The 16,415-nt window shown below is 73.7% G+C and carries 15 protein-coding genes, 1 other RNA gene and 2 pseudogenes; 7 read left to right on the top strand and 11 right to left on the bottom strand.

What is annotated here, in order from left to right; translation table 11 throughout:
* The 5 genes and pseudogenes from FJM51_RS24590 to FJM51_RS21835 form a co-directional block, all read left to right on the top strand.
* Positions 1-124: pseudogene (locus tag FJM51_RS24590) on the top strand (ABC transporter permease); the annotation flags it as partial.
* A gap of 38 nt (positions 125-162) precedes the next feature.
* Positions 163-861: a paraquat-inducible protein A gene (locus tag FJM51_RS21850; RefSeq protein WP_140456242.1), complete on the top strand. Its 699-nt coding sequence runs from the start codon at positions 163-165 to the stop codon at positions 859-861.
* The gene (locus tag FJM51_RS21845; RefSeq protein WP_233713222.1) at positions 858-1,505 is read left to right on the top strand and encodes a paraquat-inducible protein A; all 648 of its coding nucleotides are present in this window, start codon (positions 858-860) and stop codon (positions 1,503-1,505) included. Before FJM51_RS21850 ends, FJM51_RS21845 begins: the two co-directional genes overlap by 4 nt.
* Positions 1,498-3,942: an MlaD family protein gene (locus FJM51_RS21840; protein WP_140456240.1), complete on the top strand. Its 2,445-nt coding sequence runs from the start codon at positions 1,498-1,500 to the stop codon at positions 3,940-3,942. The genes FJM51_RS21845 and FJM51_RS21840 overlap by 8 nt, the downstream gene beginning before the upstream one ends.
* A 2-nt stretch (positions 3,943-3,944) precedes the next feature.
* Positions 3,945-4,508, top strand: coding sequence for a PqiC family protein (locus FJM51_RS21835; RefSeq protein ID WP_181164708.1), 564 nt, complete (start codon positions 3,945-3,947; stop codon positions 4,506-4,508).
* 25 nt (positions 4,509-4,533) lie between these two features.
* Here the strand turns inward: FJM51_RS21835 and FJM51_RS21830 are convergent, their stop codons facing one another.
* From FJM51_RS21830 to ffs, 8 genes are all read right to left on the bottom strand, one after another.
* Entirely contained in the window at positions 4,534-5,445 is a 912-nt protein-coding gene (locus FJM51_RS21830) for a bestrophin family protein (RefSeq protein ID WP_140456238.1), read from the bottom strand.
* Between the two features lie 7 nt (positions 5,446-5,452).
* Entirely contained in the window at positions 5,453-6,055 is a 603-nt protein-coding gene (gene recR, locus FJM51_RS21825; RefSeq protein ID WP_140456237.1) for a recombination mediator RecR, read from the bottom strand.
* A gap of 226 nt (positions 6,056-6,281) precedes the next feature.
* The gene (locus FJM51_RS21820; RefSeq protein ID WP_140456236.1) at positions 6,282-6,626 is read right to left on the bottom strand and encodes a YbaB/EbfC family nucleoid-associated protein; all 345 of its coding nucleotides are present in this window, start codon (positions 6,624-6,626) and stop codon (positions 6,282-6,284) included.
* Positions 6,627-6,629: 3 nt separating this feature from the next.
* Complete coding sequence (locus FJM51_RS21815; RefSeq protein ID WP_140456235.1) at positions 6,630-8,399, bottom strand: DNA polymerase III subunit gamma/tau; 1,770 nt, start codon at positions 8,397-8,399, stop codon at positions 6,630-6,632.
* Between the two features lie 63 nt (positions 8,400-8,462).
* On the bottom strand, positions 8,463-8,882 hold the full coding sequence (locus FJM51_RS21810; RefSeq protein ID WP_140456234.1) for a coiled-coil domain-containing protein: 420 nt from the start codon (positions 8,880-8,882) through the stop codon (positions 8,463-8,465).
* Entirely contained in the window at positions 8,879-9,529 is a 651-nt protein-coding gene (locus FJM51_RS21805) for a hypothetical protein (protein ID WP_140456233.1), read from the bottom strand. The genes FJM51_RS21810 and FJM51_RS21805 overlap by 4 nt, the downstream gene beginning before the upstream one ends.
* Positions 9,499-11,046: a caspase family protein gene (locus FJM51_RS21800; protein WP_181164707.1), complete on the bottom strand. Its 1,548-nt coding sequence runs from the start codon at positions 11,044-11,046 to the stop codon at positions 9,499-9,501. The genes FJM51_RS21805 and FJM51_RS21800 overlap by 31 nt, the downstream gene beginning before the upstream one ends.
* Before the next feature lie 115 nt (positions 11,047-11,161).
* Positions 11,162-11,258: signal recognition particle sRNA small type (ffs, locus tag FJM51_RS21795), an RNA gene on the bottom strand.
* 132 nt (positions 11,259-11,390) lie between these two features.
* Here ffs and nudC point away from each other — a divergent pair.
* Complete coding sequence (nudC, locus tag FJM51_RS21790) at positions 11,391-12,347, top strand: NAD(+) diphosphatase (protein ID WP_140456231.1); 957 nt, start codon at positions 11,391-11,393, stop codon at positions 12,345-12,347.
* A 25-nt stretch (positions 12,348-12,372) separates the two neighbouring features.
* On the opposite strand, the gene FJM51_RS21785 is transcribed toward nudC, so the two are convergent.
* Positions 12,373-13,674 (bottom strand): DEAD/DEAH box helicase, encoded by a 1,302-nt coding sequence (locus tag FJM51_RS21785; protein ID WP_233713221.1) that lies wholly within the window; start codon positions 13,672-13,674, stop codon positions 12,373-12,375.
* Positions 13,675-13,854: 180 nt separating this feature from the next.
* Complete coding sequence (locus FJM51_RS21780; RefSeq protein WP_140456229.1) at positions 13,855-15,042, bottom strand: porin family protein; 1,188 nt, start codon at positions 15,040-15,042, stop codon at positions 13,855-13,857.
* Positions 15,043-15,235: 193 nt separating this feature from the next.
* Between FJM51_RS21780 and FJM51_RS21775 the strand changes: the two genes are divergently transcribed.
* Positions 15,236-15,973, top strand: a complete 738-nt coding sequence (locus FJM51_RS21775) for an SOS response-associated peptidase (protein WP_140456228.1) — start codon at positions 15,236-15,238, stop codon at positions 15,971-15,973.
* 17 nt (positions 15,974-15,990) lie between these two features.
* Here the strand turns inward: FJM51_RS21775 and FJM51_RS23995 are convergent.
* Positions 15,991-16,415: pseudogene (locus FJM51_RS23995) on the bottom strand (hypothetical protein); the annotation flags it as partial.

The raw sequence follows: 16,415 nt of genomic DNA, 5'->3' as shown, positions 1-16,415 counted from the left end.
GCAGATCTCCCCCACCATCCTCGCCGTCGCAACCGTCCTCATCGCCATCTCCGTCCTCCTCCTCGTCACCCTCGAACTCCTCCGGAGACGCTCCGAGAAGATCCGCGGAATGAGCCCGGGCTGAGGCTTTTCCCGGCCGGGCCGACCGCCTAGATGCAGGGGATGAGCTCCTCCGATCTCCCCCCCGCCTCCGGGCCGGCGCGCGCCGAGGCCGCGCCCGCGGTCGAACTGATCGCCTGTCCGGTCTGCGACCTGCTGCAGCGGCAGGCCGACCCGCCGGTCAACGGCCGGGTCAGCTGCGCGCGCTGCGGCGAGGTGCTGATGACGAACCGCCGGGGCGCGCTGGAGCGCACCCTGGTCGCCTCGATCTCCAGCGTGATCCTGATGGTGGCGGCGATCGTCTTTCCCTTCCTCGAACTCTCGGTCGCGGGGCTCTCGAGCAGCGCCTCGGTGCTCGAGGTCGCGCTCGCCTTCCGCGGCACGATCGTCGCCGCGCTCTCGATCGCGACGCTGCTGCTCATCGTCGTGATCCCGCTGATCCGGGCGGCGGCGCTCACCTACACGCTGCTGCCGCTCATCCTCGGCCGGCGGCCCGCGCCCCGCGCCGAACGGGCCTTCCGCCTCGCACGCGAGCTGAAGCCCTGGGCGATGGCGGAGGTCTTCGTGGTCGGCGTCGCCGTCGCGCTCGTGAAGATCGCGGGCATGGCCTCGATCTCGCTCGGGCCCGCCTTCTGGGCGCTCGCCGGCGTCGTCGTGCTGGTGATCTCCGAAGGGGCGAGCCTGTGCGAATGGACCGTCTGGCGCGAGATCGAGCGCGCCCGGAAGGCGCCCCCGGCGGGCACGCGGCGGGTGGCCGCGTGAGCCGGCATCCCGCCCCGGCGGGCGCCGCGCCGGGAAGGACCGCGCGCGCGGCCGGCCTCGTCGGCTGCCGCGTCTGCGGCCTCGCCTCGCCCCGCGATCTCGCCACCTGCCCGCGCTGCGGCGCGCATCTCGCGAGCCGCGCGCCGCGCAGCCTGCAGCGGGTCTGGGCGCTCTGGCTCGTCGGGCTGATGTGCTACGTTCCGGCGAACCTGCTCCCGATGCTGATCACCGACTCGGTCGGCCAGCACTATGCCTCGACCATCGTCGGCGGCGCGGTCGAGATCGCCGCGCACGACCTGCCGGTCGCGCTCATCATCCTGCTTGCGAGCGTCGCGATCCCGATCGCGAAATTCATCGCCATCGCCTTCCTCGCGCTCTCGATCCGCCGCCGCGGGCGGGTACCGCCGGCCGCGCGCGTCCATCTCTACGAATTCGTCGAATTCATCGGCCGCTGGTCGATGATCGACGTCTTCGTCGTCGCGATCCTGACCGCGCTCGTGCACATGGGCTTCTTCGCCTCGATCGCGCCAGGACCGGCGGCGGCCTTCTTCGCGTTCTCGGTCATCTTTACCATGCTCTCGGCGCAGGCTATGGATCCGAGACTGATCTGGGACAGCGCGGAGCCGGACGCGAAGCATGGCTGACACCGAGGCGCCGGAACCGGTCGTGGAAGGGCCGAGCGAGGTCGGACCGCGCCGCAGGCTCTCCGCGGTCTGGCTCATCCCGCTGCTCGCGCTCCTCGTCTCGCTCGGCGTCGCCTGGCGCAACTACGAATCCCGCGGACCGCTGATCGAGATCGTCTTCGACAACGCCGCCGGCATCGAGGCCGGCAAGACCGCCGTGCGCTTCCGCGACGTGACGGTGGGCGAGGTCGAGGGCGTGAAGCTCTCGCCCGATCTGTCGCAGGTCATCGTCTCGGTCCGGATCGACAAGGACGCGGCCGACTATCTCGATTCGGACGCGCAGTTCTGGGTGGTGCGCCCCAGCGTGACCTCGCAGGGGATCTCCGGCCTCGATACCGTGATCTCGGGCGCCTATATCGACGCCTACTGGGACAACACCAAGGGCGAGCGGGTGGAGCGTTTCACCGCCCTGCCCGCGCCGCCGCTGACGCCCGCCGGGCAGCCCGGCACCCGCGTGCGCCTGCGCGCGCCCGAGGGCGGCTCGATGGTGGTCGGCGCCCCGGTGCTCTTCAAGCGCATCCAGGTCGGCCGGATCGAGAACATCCAGCTCACCCCCGCGGGCGACGTGATGATCGACCTCTTCGTCAACGCCCCCAACAACGCGCGGCTGACCGAGGGCACGCGGTTCTGGAACGCGAGCGGCGTCAGCATCAGCCTCGGGCCGCAGGGGGCGGAGCTCAACATCGCGAGCCTGCTCTCGATCGTGCAGGGCGGCGTCGCCTTCGACACGGTCGGGCCCCAGGGCGAACCGGTGAAATCCGGCCATGTCTACCAGCTCTACGATACCGAGCGCGCCGCGCGGAGCGACGTCCTCGACCTGGAGGCCGGCTTCCAGCAGAAGCTCACGGCCTATTTCGAGGGTTCGGTCCGCGGCCTCGAGCCCGGGGCGCCGGTCCAGTATCGCGGCGTCGTCGTCGGACAGGTCAGCGCGGTGGAGGCGGCGATCGACGACAGCGAGCGCGGGCCGCACGTGACGCTGCGGACCACGCTCTCGGTCGCCCCGTCGCGGATGGGGATCCCGGAGGGGTCGGACGCCGACATGGCGCGGGGGCTGATCGCGCTCCTCGACTCGGAGGTCCAGCGCGGGATGCGGGCGCGGCTCGCCGCCTCCGGCCTGCTGAGCCAGAATCTCTTCGTCGACCTCGCGATGGTCGGCAATCCGGCGCCGGACGCGTTCAACGCCGATGCCAAGCCCTATCCGATCCTGCCGACCGCCCCGGCCGACACCAAGGCGCTGAACGCCTCCGCCCAGGGGCTGATGGAGCGGATCTCGAGCCTGCCGATCGAGGATCTGATGCGGACGGCGGAGACGCTGCTTGCCAATGTGAACGCGGTCGTCAGCGACCCGAAGGTGCGCTCCGCGCCCGAGAATCTCGGGCTGCTCATCTCCGACATCCGTCAGGTCGTCGCCGATCCCGGCATCCAGGAGGCGCCCCGGCGCCTCGCCGCGATCCTCTCCGCCGCCGAGGGCGTGGTCGCCCAGGTCGAGGAGCAGCGGCTGGTCGAACGGCTCGGCACCGCGCTCGACGCGACCAGCGCCGCGGTCGCGCAGGTGGGCGCCGCCGCCTCCGACAGCGTGCCGAAGGTGGTGGAGCGGATCAACGCGCTCGCCGCCCGGCTCGAGGAACTGCCGCTCGAGGATCTCGTGACTTCGGGCGAGCAGCTGGTGAAATCGGTCGACGCGCTGGTGACGAGCCCGGGCGTGACCGAGATCCCCGCCAATCTCAACGCCTCGCTCGACGAGGTGAAGGGCATCCTCGCGGAACTGCGCCAGGGCGGCGCGGTCGCCGACGCGACCGCCTCGATGGCCTCGCTGCGCGCGATCACCGGACAGATCGCGGCCTCCGACCTGACGAAGCGGATCGACGCCGTGGCCGCGCAGGCCGAGGCCGCGATCGGCAACGTCAATACCGCGAGCGCCGAACTGCCGCCGCTGATCCGGAGCCTCACCGCGCTCTCGGACCAGGCGCGCGGGCTGCCGCTCGACGAGCTGGCGGACCGGGCCTCGGCGATCCTCGCGACGACGGACGAGTTGCTCGGGACCGAGGGCGCGCGCCAGCTTCCCGCCTCGCTCGCCGGCGCGCTCGACGAATTGCGCGCGACGCTGTCCGAACTGCGGGCCGGCGGCGCGGTCCGGAGCGTCAACACGACGCTCGCCTCCGCCGGCGAGGCGGCGGATGCGATCACCCGCGCCACCGAGGACCTGCCCGCGCTGATCGGCCGGCTCGACGAACTGGCGAGACGCGCCGATGCGACGCTCGCGAGCGTCGGGCCGAACAGCCAGGTCAACCGCGAGACGCTCCAGCTGCTGCGCCAGGTCAGCCAGACGGCGAAGTCGATCGACGACCTCGTCACCGCGCTGGAGCGCAAGCCCAATTCCGTGATCTTCGGGAGATGAGAGTGAGAGCCGCGCTGACCCTGCCGCTTCTGGCCTTCCTCTGCGCCTGCGGGGCGTCGGACTACTACCTGCTGCCGCCCGAGGCCGCGACCGCGCCCGCGCGGGCGGGCCGGGTCAGCCTCGCGGTCGCCGACATCGACCTGCCGGCCTATGCCGGCGCGCTCGAGGTCGCGACGCTCGGCCAGGGCGGCGCGGTCCGGCTCGACCCGGACGTGCTCTGGGCCGACACGCCGCAGCGCGCGCTCACGCGCCATCTCGTCGCCGCGCTGCAGACCCGGCTCGGCGGGCAGGTCATGGCCGAGCCCTGGCCGGCCTTCGACCCGCCGGCGCTCCAGCTCCGCGTGATCGTCGACCGGATGATCGGCGCGCCCGACACCGCGCTCGACTTCGCGGGCCAGTACATCCTCGTCTCCTCCTCGGGCGCGATCGTCGCCTCCGAGCGGTTCCGCTTCACCGTGCCGCCGCAGGGGCCGGGCTACCCCGGGCTGCTCGCCGATCATGCGCGGGCGGTCGAGCTTCTCGCCGACCGGATCGCCGCGCGCATCGCCGGCCGCCCCGCCGCGTAGGGCGGACCCCCGGTCCGCCTCGCCCTCACATCAGCACATGCCCGACCGGCTTCGGCGCCTCGGGCAGCACCGCCTGGCCCATCGCCTCGCGCAGGTTGATCTCCAGCGTGTCGGCCAGCGCCTGGATCGGCAGCGCGTTCGGCTCCGCGTCGAAGGGCCGTTCCAGCTCGTCGCCGAGCGCGTCGAGGCCGAAGACCGCGTAGGCGACCAGCGTGCCGACGAGCGGCGTCACATAGCCGAGCGCGTCGACGAAGCCGAAGGGCAGCAGCACGCAGAAGAGGAAGGCGATCCGGTGCAGCAGCACGGTATAGGCGAAGGGAACCGGCGTCGTCCGGATCCGCTCGCAGGCGGCCTGGGCCTCGCCGAGCGCGCGGGCATGGGCGTCGAGCACCTGCCATTCGATATCGGTGATCCGCCCGGCCCGCCGCTCCTCCGCGAGGATCTCCGCGATGGCGCGCAGGATCGCGTCGGGCGGATTGCGGCTCGCGCGGTAGGTGGCGTGAAGCTCCCCGGGCAGCAGCGCGAGCACCCGGTCATGGCCCGCGCTCCGGCGCAGATGCGGCACCATCGCCTGAGCGAAGGCGATGGTGAGCGAGAGCAGGCGCCGGCGCGCCGGCGCCTCGGGTCCGAGGATCAGCGTGGCGCGGGCGAAGTCGCGCGCGGCGGCGATCATCGCGCCCCAGACCTTGCGCCCCTCCCACCACCGTTCGTAGCAGGCGGCGTTGCGCGAGCCGAGAAAGACCGAGAGCGCGATCCCGACCAGCGCGAAGGGCGCGCCGTCGATGGCGCCGATCCGGCCCGGGAAGGCCCGGTGCCCCCAGACGATCGCGAGCGAGAGCAGGAAGACGAGGACGAGCCGGGGCAGCACGCGGGGCAGGATCGAGCCGCGCACGAGGAAGAAGAGCTTCCAGATCGAGGGGCGCGGCCGGACGATCATCCCCGCGTCACATCGCGCGCCGCGCGAGCAGCGCCGCGCCGATCGTGCCGTCGTCGAGATAGTCGAGCTCGCCCCCGACCGGCACCCCCTTCGCGAGCGTCGAGACGGTGAGGTCGAGCGGCGCGAGCTCGCCCGCGATGTAATGCGCGGTGGTCTGGCCGTCGACCGTCGCGTTGAGCGCGAGGATCACCTCGCGCGCGCCCTCGGCCTTCGCGCGGGCGACGAGATCGGGGATGCGCAGCGCCTCCGGTCCCACCCCGTCGAGCGCGGAGAGCACGCCGCCGAGCACGTGGTAATGGCCCCGGAACGCCCCGGCCCGCTCCATCGCCCAGAGATCGGCGACGCTCTCGACCACGCAGATCTCTCCCGTGGCCCGGCGCGGATCGGCGCAGACCGCGCAGAGCGGGCCGGTCGCGATATTGCCGCAGCGCTCGCATTCGCGCACCGTCTCCGCGACCTCGCTCAGCGCCGCGACGAGCGGGTCGAGCAGCAGCGCGCGGCGGCGGATCATCTGGAGCGCCGCGCGCCGCGCCGAACGGGGCCCGAGCCCCGGCAGCCGCGCCATCAGCGCGATCAGCCGCTCCACCGGTTCATCCGCGCCGCCTGCCATGCCCCTCTCCACCGGACGCCCCGCCTCGGGACCCGTAGGGCGGACCTCGGTCCGCCGCCCCCGCCTCGGGACCGACCCCGCGCCGCCGTGGGGCGGACCTCGGTCCGCCGCCCCCGCCTCGGGACCAGCCCCGCGCCGCCGTGGGGCGGACCTCGGTCCGCCGCCCCCGCGCCGCGCCCGCGCGGGCCGGGCAATTCACCCGCCCCGGCGCGCGCGCCGCCTTTGCTCAGAACGGCAGCTTCATCCCCGGGGGCAGGTCGAGCCCCTCGGTCACCTTCGCCATCTCCGTCTGGGCGGCGGCGGCGGCGCGGGCCTGGGCGTCCTGGATCGCCGCGACGATCAGATCCTCGACCACTTCCTTCTCGTCGGCGGTGAAGAGGCTCGGGTCGATCGCGACGCCCTTGACCTGGCCGGTCGCGGTGGCGGTCACCCGGACGAGTCCGGCGCCCGCCTCGCCCGTCACCTCGATGTCGCCGAGCCGGGCCTGGGCCTCGCCCATCCGGTTCTGCATCTCCTGCGCCTGTTTCATGATCTTGGCCATGTCGCCAAGCTGACCCAGTCCTTTCAGCATGTCCTATTCCTCCGCGAAGGGATCCCAATCATCGTCGTCCTCGGCCAAAGCTCCGGCCTCGGCCTCCGGTTCCACCAGCGGCGCCTCGGGCGGCCGCACGTCCTTGATCTCCGCGCCCGGGAAGGCCGCGAGCAGCGCCTGGACCAGCGGATGCGCGGCGGCCTCCGCGCGCAGGCTCCGCTTCGTCGCGTCGCGCTGCTCGGCGAGCGTCGCGCCCCCGCCCGAGCCCACGACCGAGACGCCCCAGCGCGCGCCGGTCCAGTCCCGGAGCCGCTGCGAGAGCCGCGCGGCGAGGTCGGGCTCGGCCTCCTCCGCCGGCTCGAACTCGATCCGGCCCGGCGCGTAATGGACGAGCCGCAGGCCGTTCTCGACCTCGATCAGCAGCCGCAGGTCGCGGCGGGCGCGGATGAGCGCGATCACGTCGGAGAATTCGGCGTAGCGCGCGAGCGGCCCCGCCTCGGCCTCCGCGACCGGCGCCTGGACCGGCGCGGGTGCCCGAAGGGGCGCGGGCGCCGCCACCCCCGGCCGGGCCAGGGCGGCGGGCGCCCCGGCCGCCCGGCCTCCGCCGCCGCCCGGTCCCGCCGGCGGCGCGGGCGCGGGCGCCGGCGCGTCGGAGAGGCGGCGCACCAGTTCCTCGGGGCTCGGCAGGTCGGCGACATGGGTGAGGCGGATGATCGCCATCTCGGCCGCCATCATCGCATTGGGCGCCGCGCCCACTTCCTCCAGCGCCTTCAGGAGCATCTGCCAGGTGCGCGTCAGCGCCCGCATGCCGAGGCGCCCGGCGAAATCCAGCCCGCGGGCGCGCTCGTCCGGCCCGATCGTCGGATCCTCCGCCGCCTCGGGCGTGAGGCGGACCATCGAGACCCAGTGCGTGATCTCCGCGAGGTCGCGCATCACCGCCATGGGATCGGCGCCCTCGGCGTATTGCGCGCCGAATTCGGCGAGCGCGGCGCGCGCGTCGCCCCGCATGATCGCCTCGAAGAGATCGAGCACCCTGCCCCGGTCGGCGATCCCGAGCATCGCGCGCACCTCGGCGGCGCCCGTCTCGCCCGCGCCATGCGCGATCGCCTGGTCGAGCAGCGACAGCGCGTCGCGCGCCGAGCCCTCGGCCGCGCGCACGATCAGCGCCAGCGCGTCGGGCGCGACCCCCACCCCCTCGGTCGCGAGGATGCCCGAGAGCAGGCCCATCATCGTCTCCGGCTCGATCCGGCGCAGGTCGAAGCGCTGGCAGCGCGAGAGCACGGTGACCGGCACCTTGCGGATCTCGGTCGTGGCGAAGATGAACTTCACATGCGCCGGCGGCTCCTCCAGCGTCTTGAGGAGCGCGTTGAAGGCCGAGGTGCTCAGCATGTGCACCTCGTCGATGATGTAGACCTTGTAGCGCGCCGAGGCCGCGCGATAGGCGACGGAATCAATGATCTCGCGGATGTCGCCGACGCCGGTGCGGCTCGCCGCGTCCATCTCCAGCACGTCCACGTGCCGCCCCTCGGCGATCGCGCGGCAGGCGTCGCAGACGCCGCAGGGCTCGATCGTCGGCCCGCCCGTCCCGTCCGCGCCGACGCAGTTCAGCCCCTTGGCGATGATGCGCGCGGTCGTCGTCTTGCCGACGCCGCGCACGCCGGTGAGGATGAAGGCATGCGCGATCCGGTCGGAGTCGAAGGCGTTGCGCAGGGTACGCACCATCGCCTCCTGGCCGACGAGGTCGGCGAAGGTCAGGGGGCGGTACTTGCGCGCCAGAACGCGGTAGGCGCTGTCGGCGGGAGCGTCGGTCAAGGGCGGTCCTGTGGCTGGTCGCCCGCCAACCTATGCGCGCGCCGCGGCGGGGGCAAGCGCGCCTCAGCCGTCGAGCGCGGCGAGCTCGTCCGAAAGCGCCCGCATCTCCGCGATCGAGCGGCGGAGCGCGGTCACCTGGTCGTCCTCGGACGCGTCCGGCGGCGCGATGGCACCCGCGGCCTCGGACCGGGCCGCGATGTCGGGCGGCAGCGCGACGCCCCGGGCGCGCAGCCCGGATTCCTGCGCGGCGATCCGGCGGCGCAGCGCCGCGTGTTCCGATTCGAGCCGCGCCAGTTCGCCCGAGAGCGCCGCGCCCTCGGCCTCCGACTCCGCCACCGCCTGTTCGCGCGCGTCGATCCGCGCGTCGTAGCCCCCGCCGACGAGCCCGGCGATCCCGTTGAAGAAACCGCCCTGCGCGGGATCGTCCGAGGTGGCGCAGGCGGCGAGCGCGAGCACCGCGAGAAGGGAAAGCGGCCGGGTCATAGCTGGCTCGCGAGCTGGGCGGCGATCGCGCGCATGTCGGCGATGTGCTGGCCGAGCGTGGCGATCCGGGGATCGACGCCGGTTTCCTCGCCCGGTCCCAGCCGGAGCGCGCGCGTCGCCTCGAATTCGGCGCGCCGCCCCTCGGCCCCGTCGATCGCGCGGTTCATCGCCGCGAGGCTCGAGCGCGCGGTCGGATCCACCGTGCCCGCCGCCCGCGCCGCCGCGAGCCGCGCGCTCTCGCGGGCGAGCACGCTCCGCATCGTCGCGATCGCCGCCGCCGTCTCGGCGTTGGTCGCGTCGAGATCGGCGCGCAGCCGGTCGAGCCGCGCCTCGTTCGTCGCGTATTGCTGCTGGAGATAGCCGACATAGGTGCCCGTCGCGACGCCGATCGGGATGCCGCCGAAAAGGCCGAGCGCCGTCGCCGGACCCTTGCCGCCGAAAAGATAGACGCCCCCCGCCCCGGCCGTGGCGCCGGCGACGGCGGCCTCCTGCACCGTGCGCTGGAGGGCTTGCGCCTGCGCGTCGAGCGCGGCCTCGGGGGTGTCGGGCGGCGCGGGATCCGCGCCGATGCCGACGCAGGCGGCGAGCGCCAACGCCAGGAGAAGCGGGGCCGGGTTCAGCCCCCGGGCAGGAAATCGGTCAGCCATCGCATGCTCCCTTCCGGGCGCGCGGTCCCATCCTCGGACGCGTGCCTCACGAACAGTTGCGCGTCGCCGATCGTCCGGCTCTCGGACCCGGGCAGGGTCCGCGACGCGTCGACGAGCCCCGCCAGCGAGCGCCGCAGATAGGGGCGAAGCTCGTGGCCGCCGCTGGCGACGAGATCGGCGTAGAAGCCGCGGCTCTGGTCGAGCCGCGCCTGGACCTCCGCCTCATGCGCACGGATGGCGGCGAGATCGGCGTCGGCGGCGGACAGCGCGGCCCCGGCCTCCGCGTTGCCGGCGGAGGCGAGCGCGGCGAGTTCGGCCCGGGCGCCCTCGGCGCTCGCCAGCGTCTTCCGGATCGCGGCGAGCGTCGCGAGCTCGCCGCGCAACCGCTGCGCGGTGCCGGTCGCGAGCATCACCGTCGTCTGCGCCGCGTCGAGATAGAGCCCGTCGAGGCTCGGCGCGGACCCGCCCATCTCGGCCGCGTAGCTCTCGAAGGCGGCGGCGAGCTGCGCCGGCTCGACCGATCCCTCGGTCCGCGGCAGGAAGCCGAGCCGCGCCAGCGCGTCGGCGGCGGAGGCGGGATCGGCGGCGGCGAGGATGCGCGACGCATCCGCCGGCGCCGGCCGCGCGGCGGGCGCGGCCAGGCGTTCCTCGGCGAAGGCGCGGAAGAGCCCGTCGGGCCGCGCGTCGAGATAGCGCCGATAGGCGGCCGCGCCGCCCGCGGCCGTCGCCTCGCGCCATGCGGCCAGGTCGGCCTCGACCGCGTCCACCGGCGCGGCCGAGGCGGGCGCCGGATTGAGCTCGTGCTCGCCCAGCACCGATTCCTCGACCCAGGGCACCTGCCGGCCCCTGGTGGCGAGCAGCACCGCCTGCCGGACCCGGCCGAACATCAGCCGCACGTCGAGCCCCGGCGTCGCGATATTGTCGAGAAGCGCCGTCGTGAACACGCTGTCGGGTCCGGCGCCATCATAGGCGACATTGCCGGGATCGGTCGCATAGGCGATGAGCAGCCCCGAGCCGCCCCGCGCGCGGGCGAGGCCCCGCGCCGCGCGGGGATCAGCGCTGAGCGGATTGTCGCGGCAGGCGTCGAGCACGATGACCCCGAGCTCCGGCGCGGCCGCGGCCAGCGTCGCCTGGACCGTGTCGAGCGAGAGCGAGGCGCGCCGCAGCGCCTCGGCGGCGCCCGCGCCGAGATCCGCGGTCAGGAGCCGGTTCTCGCCCGCGATCTGCACGCCATGCCCGGCGAAGAAGAAGAAGGCGATCTCCGCCCCCGCCGCCGCGCGGCCGAAATCCTCGAGCGCGGCCTCCGCCCCGGCCCGGTCGGCGTCGATCACCACCCGCGTCCGGAAGCCGAGCCCCCTCAGCGCCGCGGCGAGCGCGGTGGCGTCGTTGGCGGGATTGGCGAGATCGTAGGCCGGCTCCGCGTAGCTCGCGTTGCCGATCAGCAGCGCCACCCGCTCGCCCGCCCGCGCCATGCCGAGCGACAGCAACAGCAACAACCCGCCCAGGACGCGCCACATCGATCCCGGCCCCCCTCGGACGGGATTATACATCAGGCGGAGGGGTTTCGCACAGGGCGGAGGTGCGCGGATCCCGGGGCGCCTCCCGGGAGGGAGGACCGCGCGCCGGTTCGCGGGTGAGAGGCTGGACAGCGACCCAAGCGGGTCCCGTTACGGCTGCTTCCTTCCGGACCTGACCGGGTTGGCGGGGCGCCTGCCCGCGCCAACCTCTCGGGAGGCGATATAGCCCCGGGCGCCGCCGGGTTCAAGACGGCTTTCGCCGGTCCGTCGGACCCGATCGCGGCGTTGCCCGCGGCGCCGGGCCGCGGCATGGTCCGCCCGCGCCGATGAGGGAGTGCCGAAAGATGAGAGACGCGGAATCAGTGACCTTCGCCGGCGGGTCGATCGACCGGGCGGCGCATCTGCGCGGCGACGCGGCCGGGCTCGCCGCCCTCGCCGCCGGCGCCTCCGCGCGCGTCCTGCCGCTCTCCCGCGGCCGGCCGCTCGTCAGCGGCGCGGCGGAGGCCGACCTCGCCTGGCTTCCCGCCGATCACCCGCTCTTCGCGACGCCCGCGCCGATGATCTTCCTCGGGCTGGAGGAGGACGCGCCGCGCTTCGCGCGCGAGATCCCCGACTGGCCGGCGCTCGCGGGGGAGGAATACGCCTTCACCGATCAGGAGGGCGAGGCGCATCCCGACCTGCCGCCGAGCCTGCGCTTTCACGAACTGCGCTCGCTGATGGCGCGGCTCACGCCCGCCGAGGCGGGCAACGCGGCGGCGGCGAAGGGCATTCTCGCCTGGCACGAGGGCCACCGCTTCTGCGCCCGCTGCGGCCAGCCCTCCGAGATCGCCGACGCGGGCTGGAAGCGGATCTGCCCCGCCTGCGGCGCGCAGCATTTCCCGCGCACCGACCCCGTCGTCATCATGCTGATCACGCACGGTAATTCCGTGCTGCTCGGCCGTTCCGCCGCCTGGCCGCCGGGGATGTATTCGCTGCTCGCGGGCTTCATGGAGCCCGGCGAATCGATCGAGGCCGCGGTGCGGCGCGAAACCTGGGAGGAGACCGGGATCCGCGTGGGCGAGGTCGGCTATCTCGCGAGCCAGCCCTGGCCCTTCCCGTCGAGCCTGATGCTCGGCTGCCGCGGCGAGGCGCTCGGCCGCGAGATCCGGCGCGATCCGAACGAGATCGAGGATGCGCGCTGGCTCACGCGGGAGGAGGCGATGCGGGCCGCGGCCGGGCTCGACCCCGACATCCGGCCGGCGCGCAAGGGGTCGATCGCGCGCTTCCTGATCGACCGCTGGCTCGCCGACACGCTGGACTGACGCCCGGCGCGCCGGCGAAGGCGCCTCAGGCCGCCCGGCGCGGGCGGCGGGGGCCCCGGCCGCGCGGACGCGCCGGCGCGTCCTGCGCCTCGGCCATCGCCGGCTTCGGACCGCGGCCGCGGCCCTGGCCCGCGCCGTGGTGGCCCACGCCGTGGCCGTTGCCGCCGCCGCGGCGGGGCTGCTTGCGCTCCGGCACGCCCTCGACCGAGGCCGGGAGCAGCCGGGTGCGGGTGATCTTCTCGACCGCGCGGAGCTTCTTCACCTCGTCCGGCGCGCAGAGCGTGATCGCGATCCCCTCCGCCCCGTTCCGGCCGGTGCGGCCGATCCGGTGCACGTAGCTCTCGGGCTCGTCGGGCAGGTCGTAGTTCACGACATGGCTCACGCCCGGCACGTCGATGCCGCGGGCGACGATGTCGGTCGCGACCAGAACGCGCACGCGGCCGTCGCGGAAGGCGCCCAGCGCGCGCTGCCGCGCGTTCTGCGCCTTGTTGCCGTGGATCGCCTCGGCCGGGATGCCGTCCTTCGCGAGATTCTCCGCCACCCGGTCCGCGCCGCGCTTGGTGCGGGCGAAGACGATGACCCGCGAGACGTCGGGATCGCCGACGATGGTCGCGAGCCGGGCGCGCTTCAGCGGCCCGTCGACCAGTTCGACGCTCTGGTCGATCCGCTCGACAGTGGTGGATTCCGGCGTGACCGAGACGGTGACCGGATCCTTCAGGAAGCTCTCCGCGAGGCCCCGGACCTCGTCGGGCATCGTGGCCGAGAAGAGCGCCGACTGCCGCCTGGGGTGCAGCGCGGCGACGATCCGGCGCACCGGCTGGATGAAGCCCATGTCGAGCATCCGGTCCGCCTCGTCGAGCACGACGAAGCGCGTCTGGTCGAGCACGCAGGAGCCGTCGGCGATCAGGTCGGTGAGCCGGCCGGGCGTCGCGATCACGATGTCGACGCCGCGCGAGAGCGCGCGGACCTGGCCGCCGCGCGACAGGCCGCCGAGCACGAGCAGGGTCGAGATCCGGGCGCCGCCCGCGAAGGCCCGCAGGCTCTGCTCGATCTGCACCGCGAGTTCGCGCGTCGGCGCGAGGATCAGCGCGCGGCAGGTGCGCGGCGCCGGCCGCCCCTTGAGCGCGAGCAGCTGGTGCAGGATCGGCAGGCCGAAGGCCGCGGTCTTGCCCGTGCCGGTCTGCGCGACGCCGAGGATGTCGCGGCCTTCGAGCTGCGGGCCGATGGCCTGGGCCTGGATCGGGGTGGGCGTGGTGAAACCTGCCTTCTGGAGGCCGTGAACAAGGGGTTCCGCGAGGCCGAAGGCCGCGAAAGTGGTATCAGTCAACGTCATGTCCTTTCCGCGCGGGGAACCCCCGCGGCGGTTGCCGCCCCCGTCAGGCGCACATGACGAAAACAGATGGAACGCGGTGATGGGCCGATCGCCCGGTTGCGCCACCGCTGCCCGTGACAGACGGGCTCGCGTTGCACATAGGCGACCGGCCCGCGCGGGGCAAGGCCAATCGGCTCAGAACCTGAACCGGGCGCCGCCGAAGATCGCCTGGCCGTCCTCGTAGCTCGCGGCGTTGTCCGAATAATCGTAGTCGCGCGCGGTGAGCCAGAGCTCGGTATTGGCGCGGTCGATGGTCTGCACCAGCGCGAGGCCCCAGGACTTGCTGTCCGAACTGGTCGCATCGCCGGCGATGTAGAAGTCGTCGCCCTTGTAGTAGTCGAGCGAGACGGCGGTGGCGCCCCAGGCGATGTACTGGCGCAGCAGGCCGAGCTTGGCATAGTACCACTGCCCGTCCGGCCCGTCCTCGGGCGAGCCGGTGCCGAAACCGAGCGTGAGGTTCAGCCCCGTCGGCCTGTGCAGCCCGGAGGCGGAGCCGCCCCAGGTGGTGATGTTGTCCTCCTGCCAGTAGTAGCCGAGCCCCGCCTCCGCGTCGAAATCGGCGTATTCCCTCTCGTAGGTGAGCGCGGCGTCGAAGATGTTCTGGTCGCGGATGTCGGAATCGTCGGAGAGCAGGTCGCGGCCGAAGGCGGCGGCGAAGGTCATGTTGGCGAAGCTCGGCGTGTCGTAGCGGACGCGCACGCGCCGGGGACCGTCGTAGTTGGTGAAGGCGTCGCCGATCGTGACGCCGCTGAGGCTCTCGTCGAAGGAGAGGCCGGGATCGGAGAAGCGCAGGATCTGCCCGGCGGCGGAATCCGCGACGCTCGAATAGGCGATCACGTCGGTGCCGGAGAGGTCGATCTCCTGGATGCCGTCCGTCGCCATGCTGCCCTGGCCGAGCGAGACCTGGCCGAGCCGGTCGTTCGAGAAGGCGAAGTCGATCTTGCGGATATTGGCATTGGTGAATTCGTAGTCGGAGGAATCAGGCGAGTCATGCGTGATCGACGCGTTGCCCGAGGAATAGGGCGCGTAGCCGATCTCGTTGGTGTTCTCGAGCGTCCAGTCGCCGAAGCTACGCGTATAGACCAGTCCGACGCGCGATTCCGAATTGGCGTTGTCGATCAGCCCGTAACTCTCGGTGTCGATTCCGTCGTCGTAGGAGAGCACGCCCATGTTGATCTGGCCGTAGAAGAGCAGCGTCCCGCCCGACGGGTCGCCCCATTCGATCGGCGGCAGGCCCTCGGCCCGGGCGGTGAGCGCGCAGGCGCTCGCCGCCCCGGCGAGAAGCAGGGCCCTGAGGCACGATGGTCGGCCGTTCTTCGTCATGTCGGGATCCTCCGCGCTGGGGTTGCATTCGCGATCCGAGCATGCCCGATCCGGACACGCTTTTGTGACTTTCGCCGCCGCCCGCCGCCGGGTTCCCGGCCGGGCGCGGCGATTGCGCAACACTCGCCCCGGCGGTTGAACGGCGCGCGGGCCGGGGCTAGGTGAGGGAGGAAACGGCACGGGGGGAGCGCCGATGTGCGGACGCGTCATCGTCAAGACCACGATCGCCGGGCTCGTCCAGGCCTTCGCCGGCGTCGCGCCGCCCGCGCCGGAGGAAGGGCTGGCGGCGAAGCCGCCGAGCTGGAACGGCGCGCCGCGCCAGACCTATCCGCTCATCCTCTGGCAGCGTGACTCGCGGGGTCCCGCCTTCGTCGCCGGGAACTGGGGCTTCGTGCCCGCCTGGCAGCGCGACGAGACCGGCGGACGGCGGCCGATCAACGCGCGCTCCGAAACCGTCGCCACGGCGCCGATGTTCCGCGAGGCTTGGCGCGCGCGCCGCGCGCTGATGCCGGTGGACGGCTTCTTCGAATGGCGCGCGATCGGGGGCGCGAAACAGCCCTACGCGGTCGCGATGGCCTCGGGCGAACCCTTCGCGCTCGCCGCGATCTGGGAGGAATGGCACGATCCCCGGCTCGGCGCGCGGATCCGGACCTTCGCGGTGCTGACCTGCCCGGCGAACGCGCTGATGGCGGAGATCCATCACCGGATGCCGGTGATCCTCGCGCCCGCCGATTACGACCGCTGGCTCTCGGACGCGCCCGATCCCCGCGACCTGCTCCGGCCCTATCCGTCGGAGGCGATGCGGATCTGGCCGGTCTCCCGGCGGGTCAACGCGCCGCGCAACGACGGCGCCGACCTCCTCGACCCGGTGCCCGACCCGCGCGAGGCGCCCGCCGGAGAGGAGGCGCCCGCGCAGGGCCGGCTGTTCTGAGGCCCGCGCGCCGGGGCTTACTGGACCTTCAGCACCATGTCGCGGCCGCCGCCGGAGAGCCGCACCGAATCCGTCCCCACCGCGGCGACGCGCGCGCCCGCGACCGTGTCGCCCGCGCGCACCCGCTGCACCGCGCCGGAGGGCAGCCGGATCAGCGCGTGGCGCGCCGTCTTCGTGCCGAAGACGCCAAGCAGCGACAGGCCGCCGCGATTGACGCCGCTCGTCTGCACCGCCCGGTTCGCCCCGGCGGCGCCGAGGTTGCGCGTCGTGCGCGGCGCGCTGGCCACCGGCGCCGGGGCGAGCGCGACGCGGGGCCGCGTGGCGGCCGGGCGCTCGATGTCGCCGCGCGGCGAGACCCGGACCGGCTGCGTCGCGACCAGCGGCGCGGCGGGCGCGGCGGCCGGGACCGGGAGACGGGCCGGCGTCGCGCGCGCCGCCCGCG

The organism is Amaricoccus solimangrovi (assembly GCF_006385685.1).
GTDB classification, from domain to species: Bacteria; Pseudomonadota; Alphaproteobacteria; order Rhodobacterales; family Rhodobacteraceae; genus Amaricoccus; species Amaricoccus solimangrovi.
The sequence above is the reverse complement of the archived record's forward strand: the minus strand, read 5'-3'. Positions and strand labels throughout refer to the sequence as shown.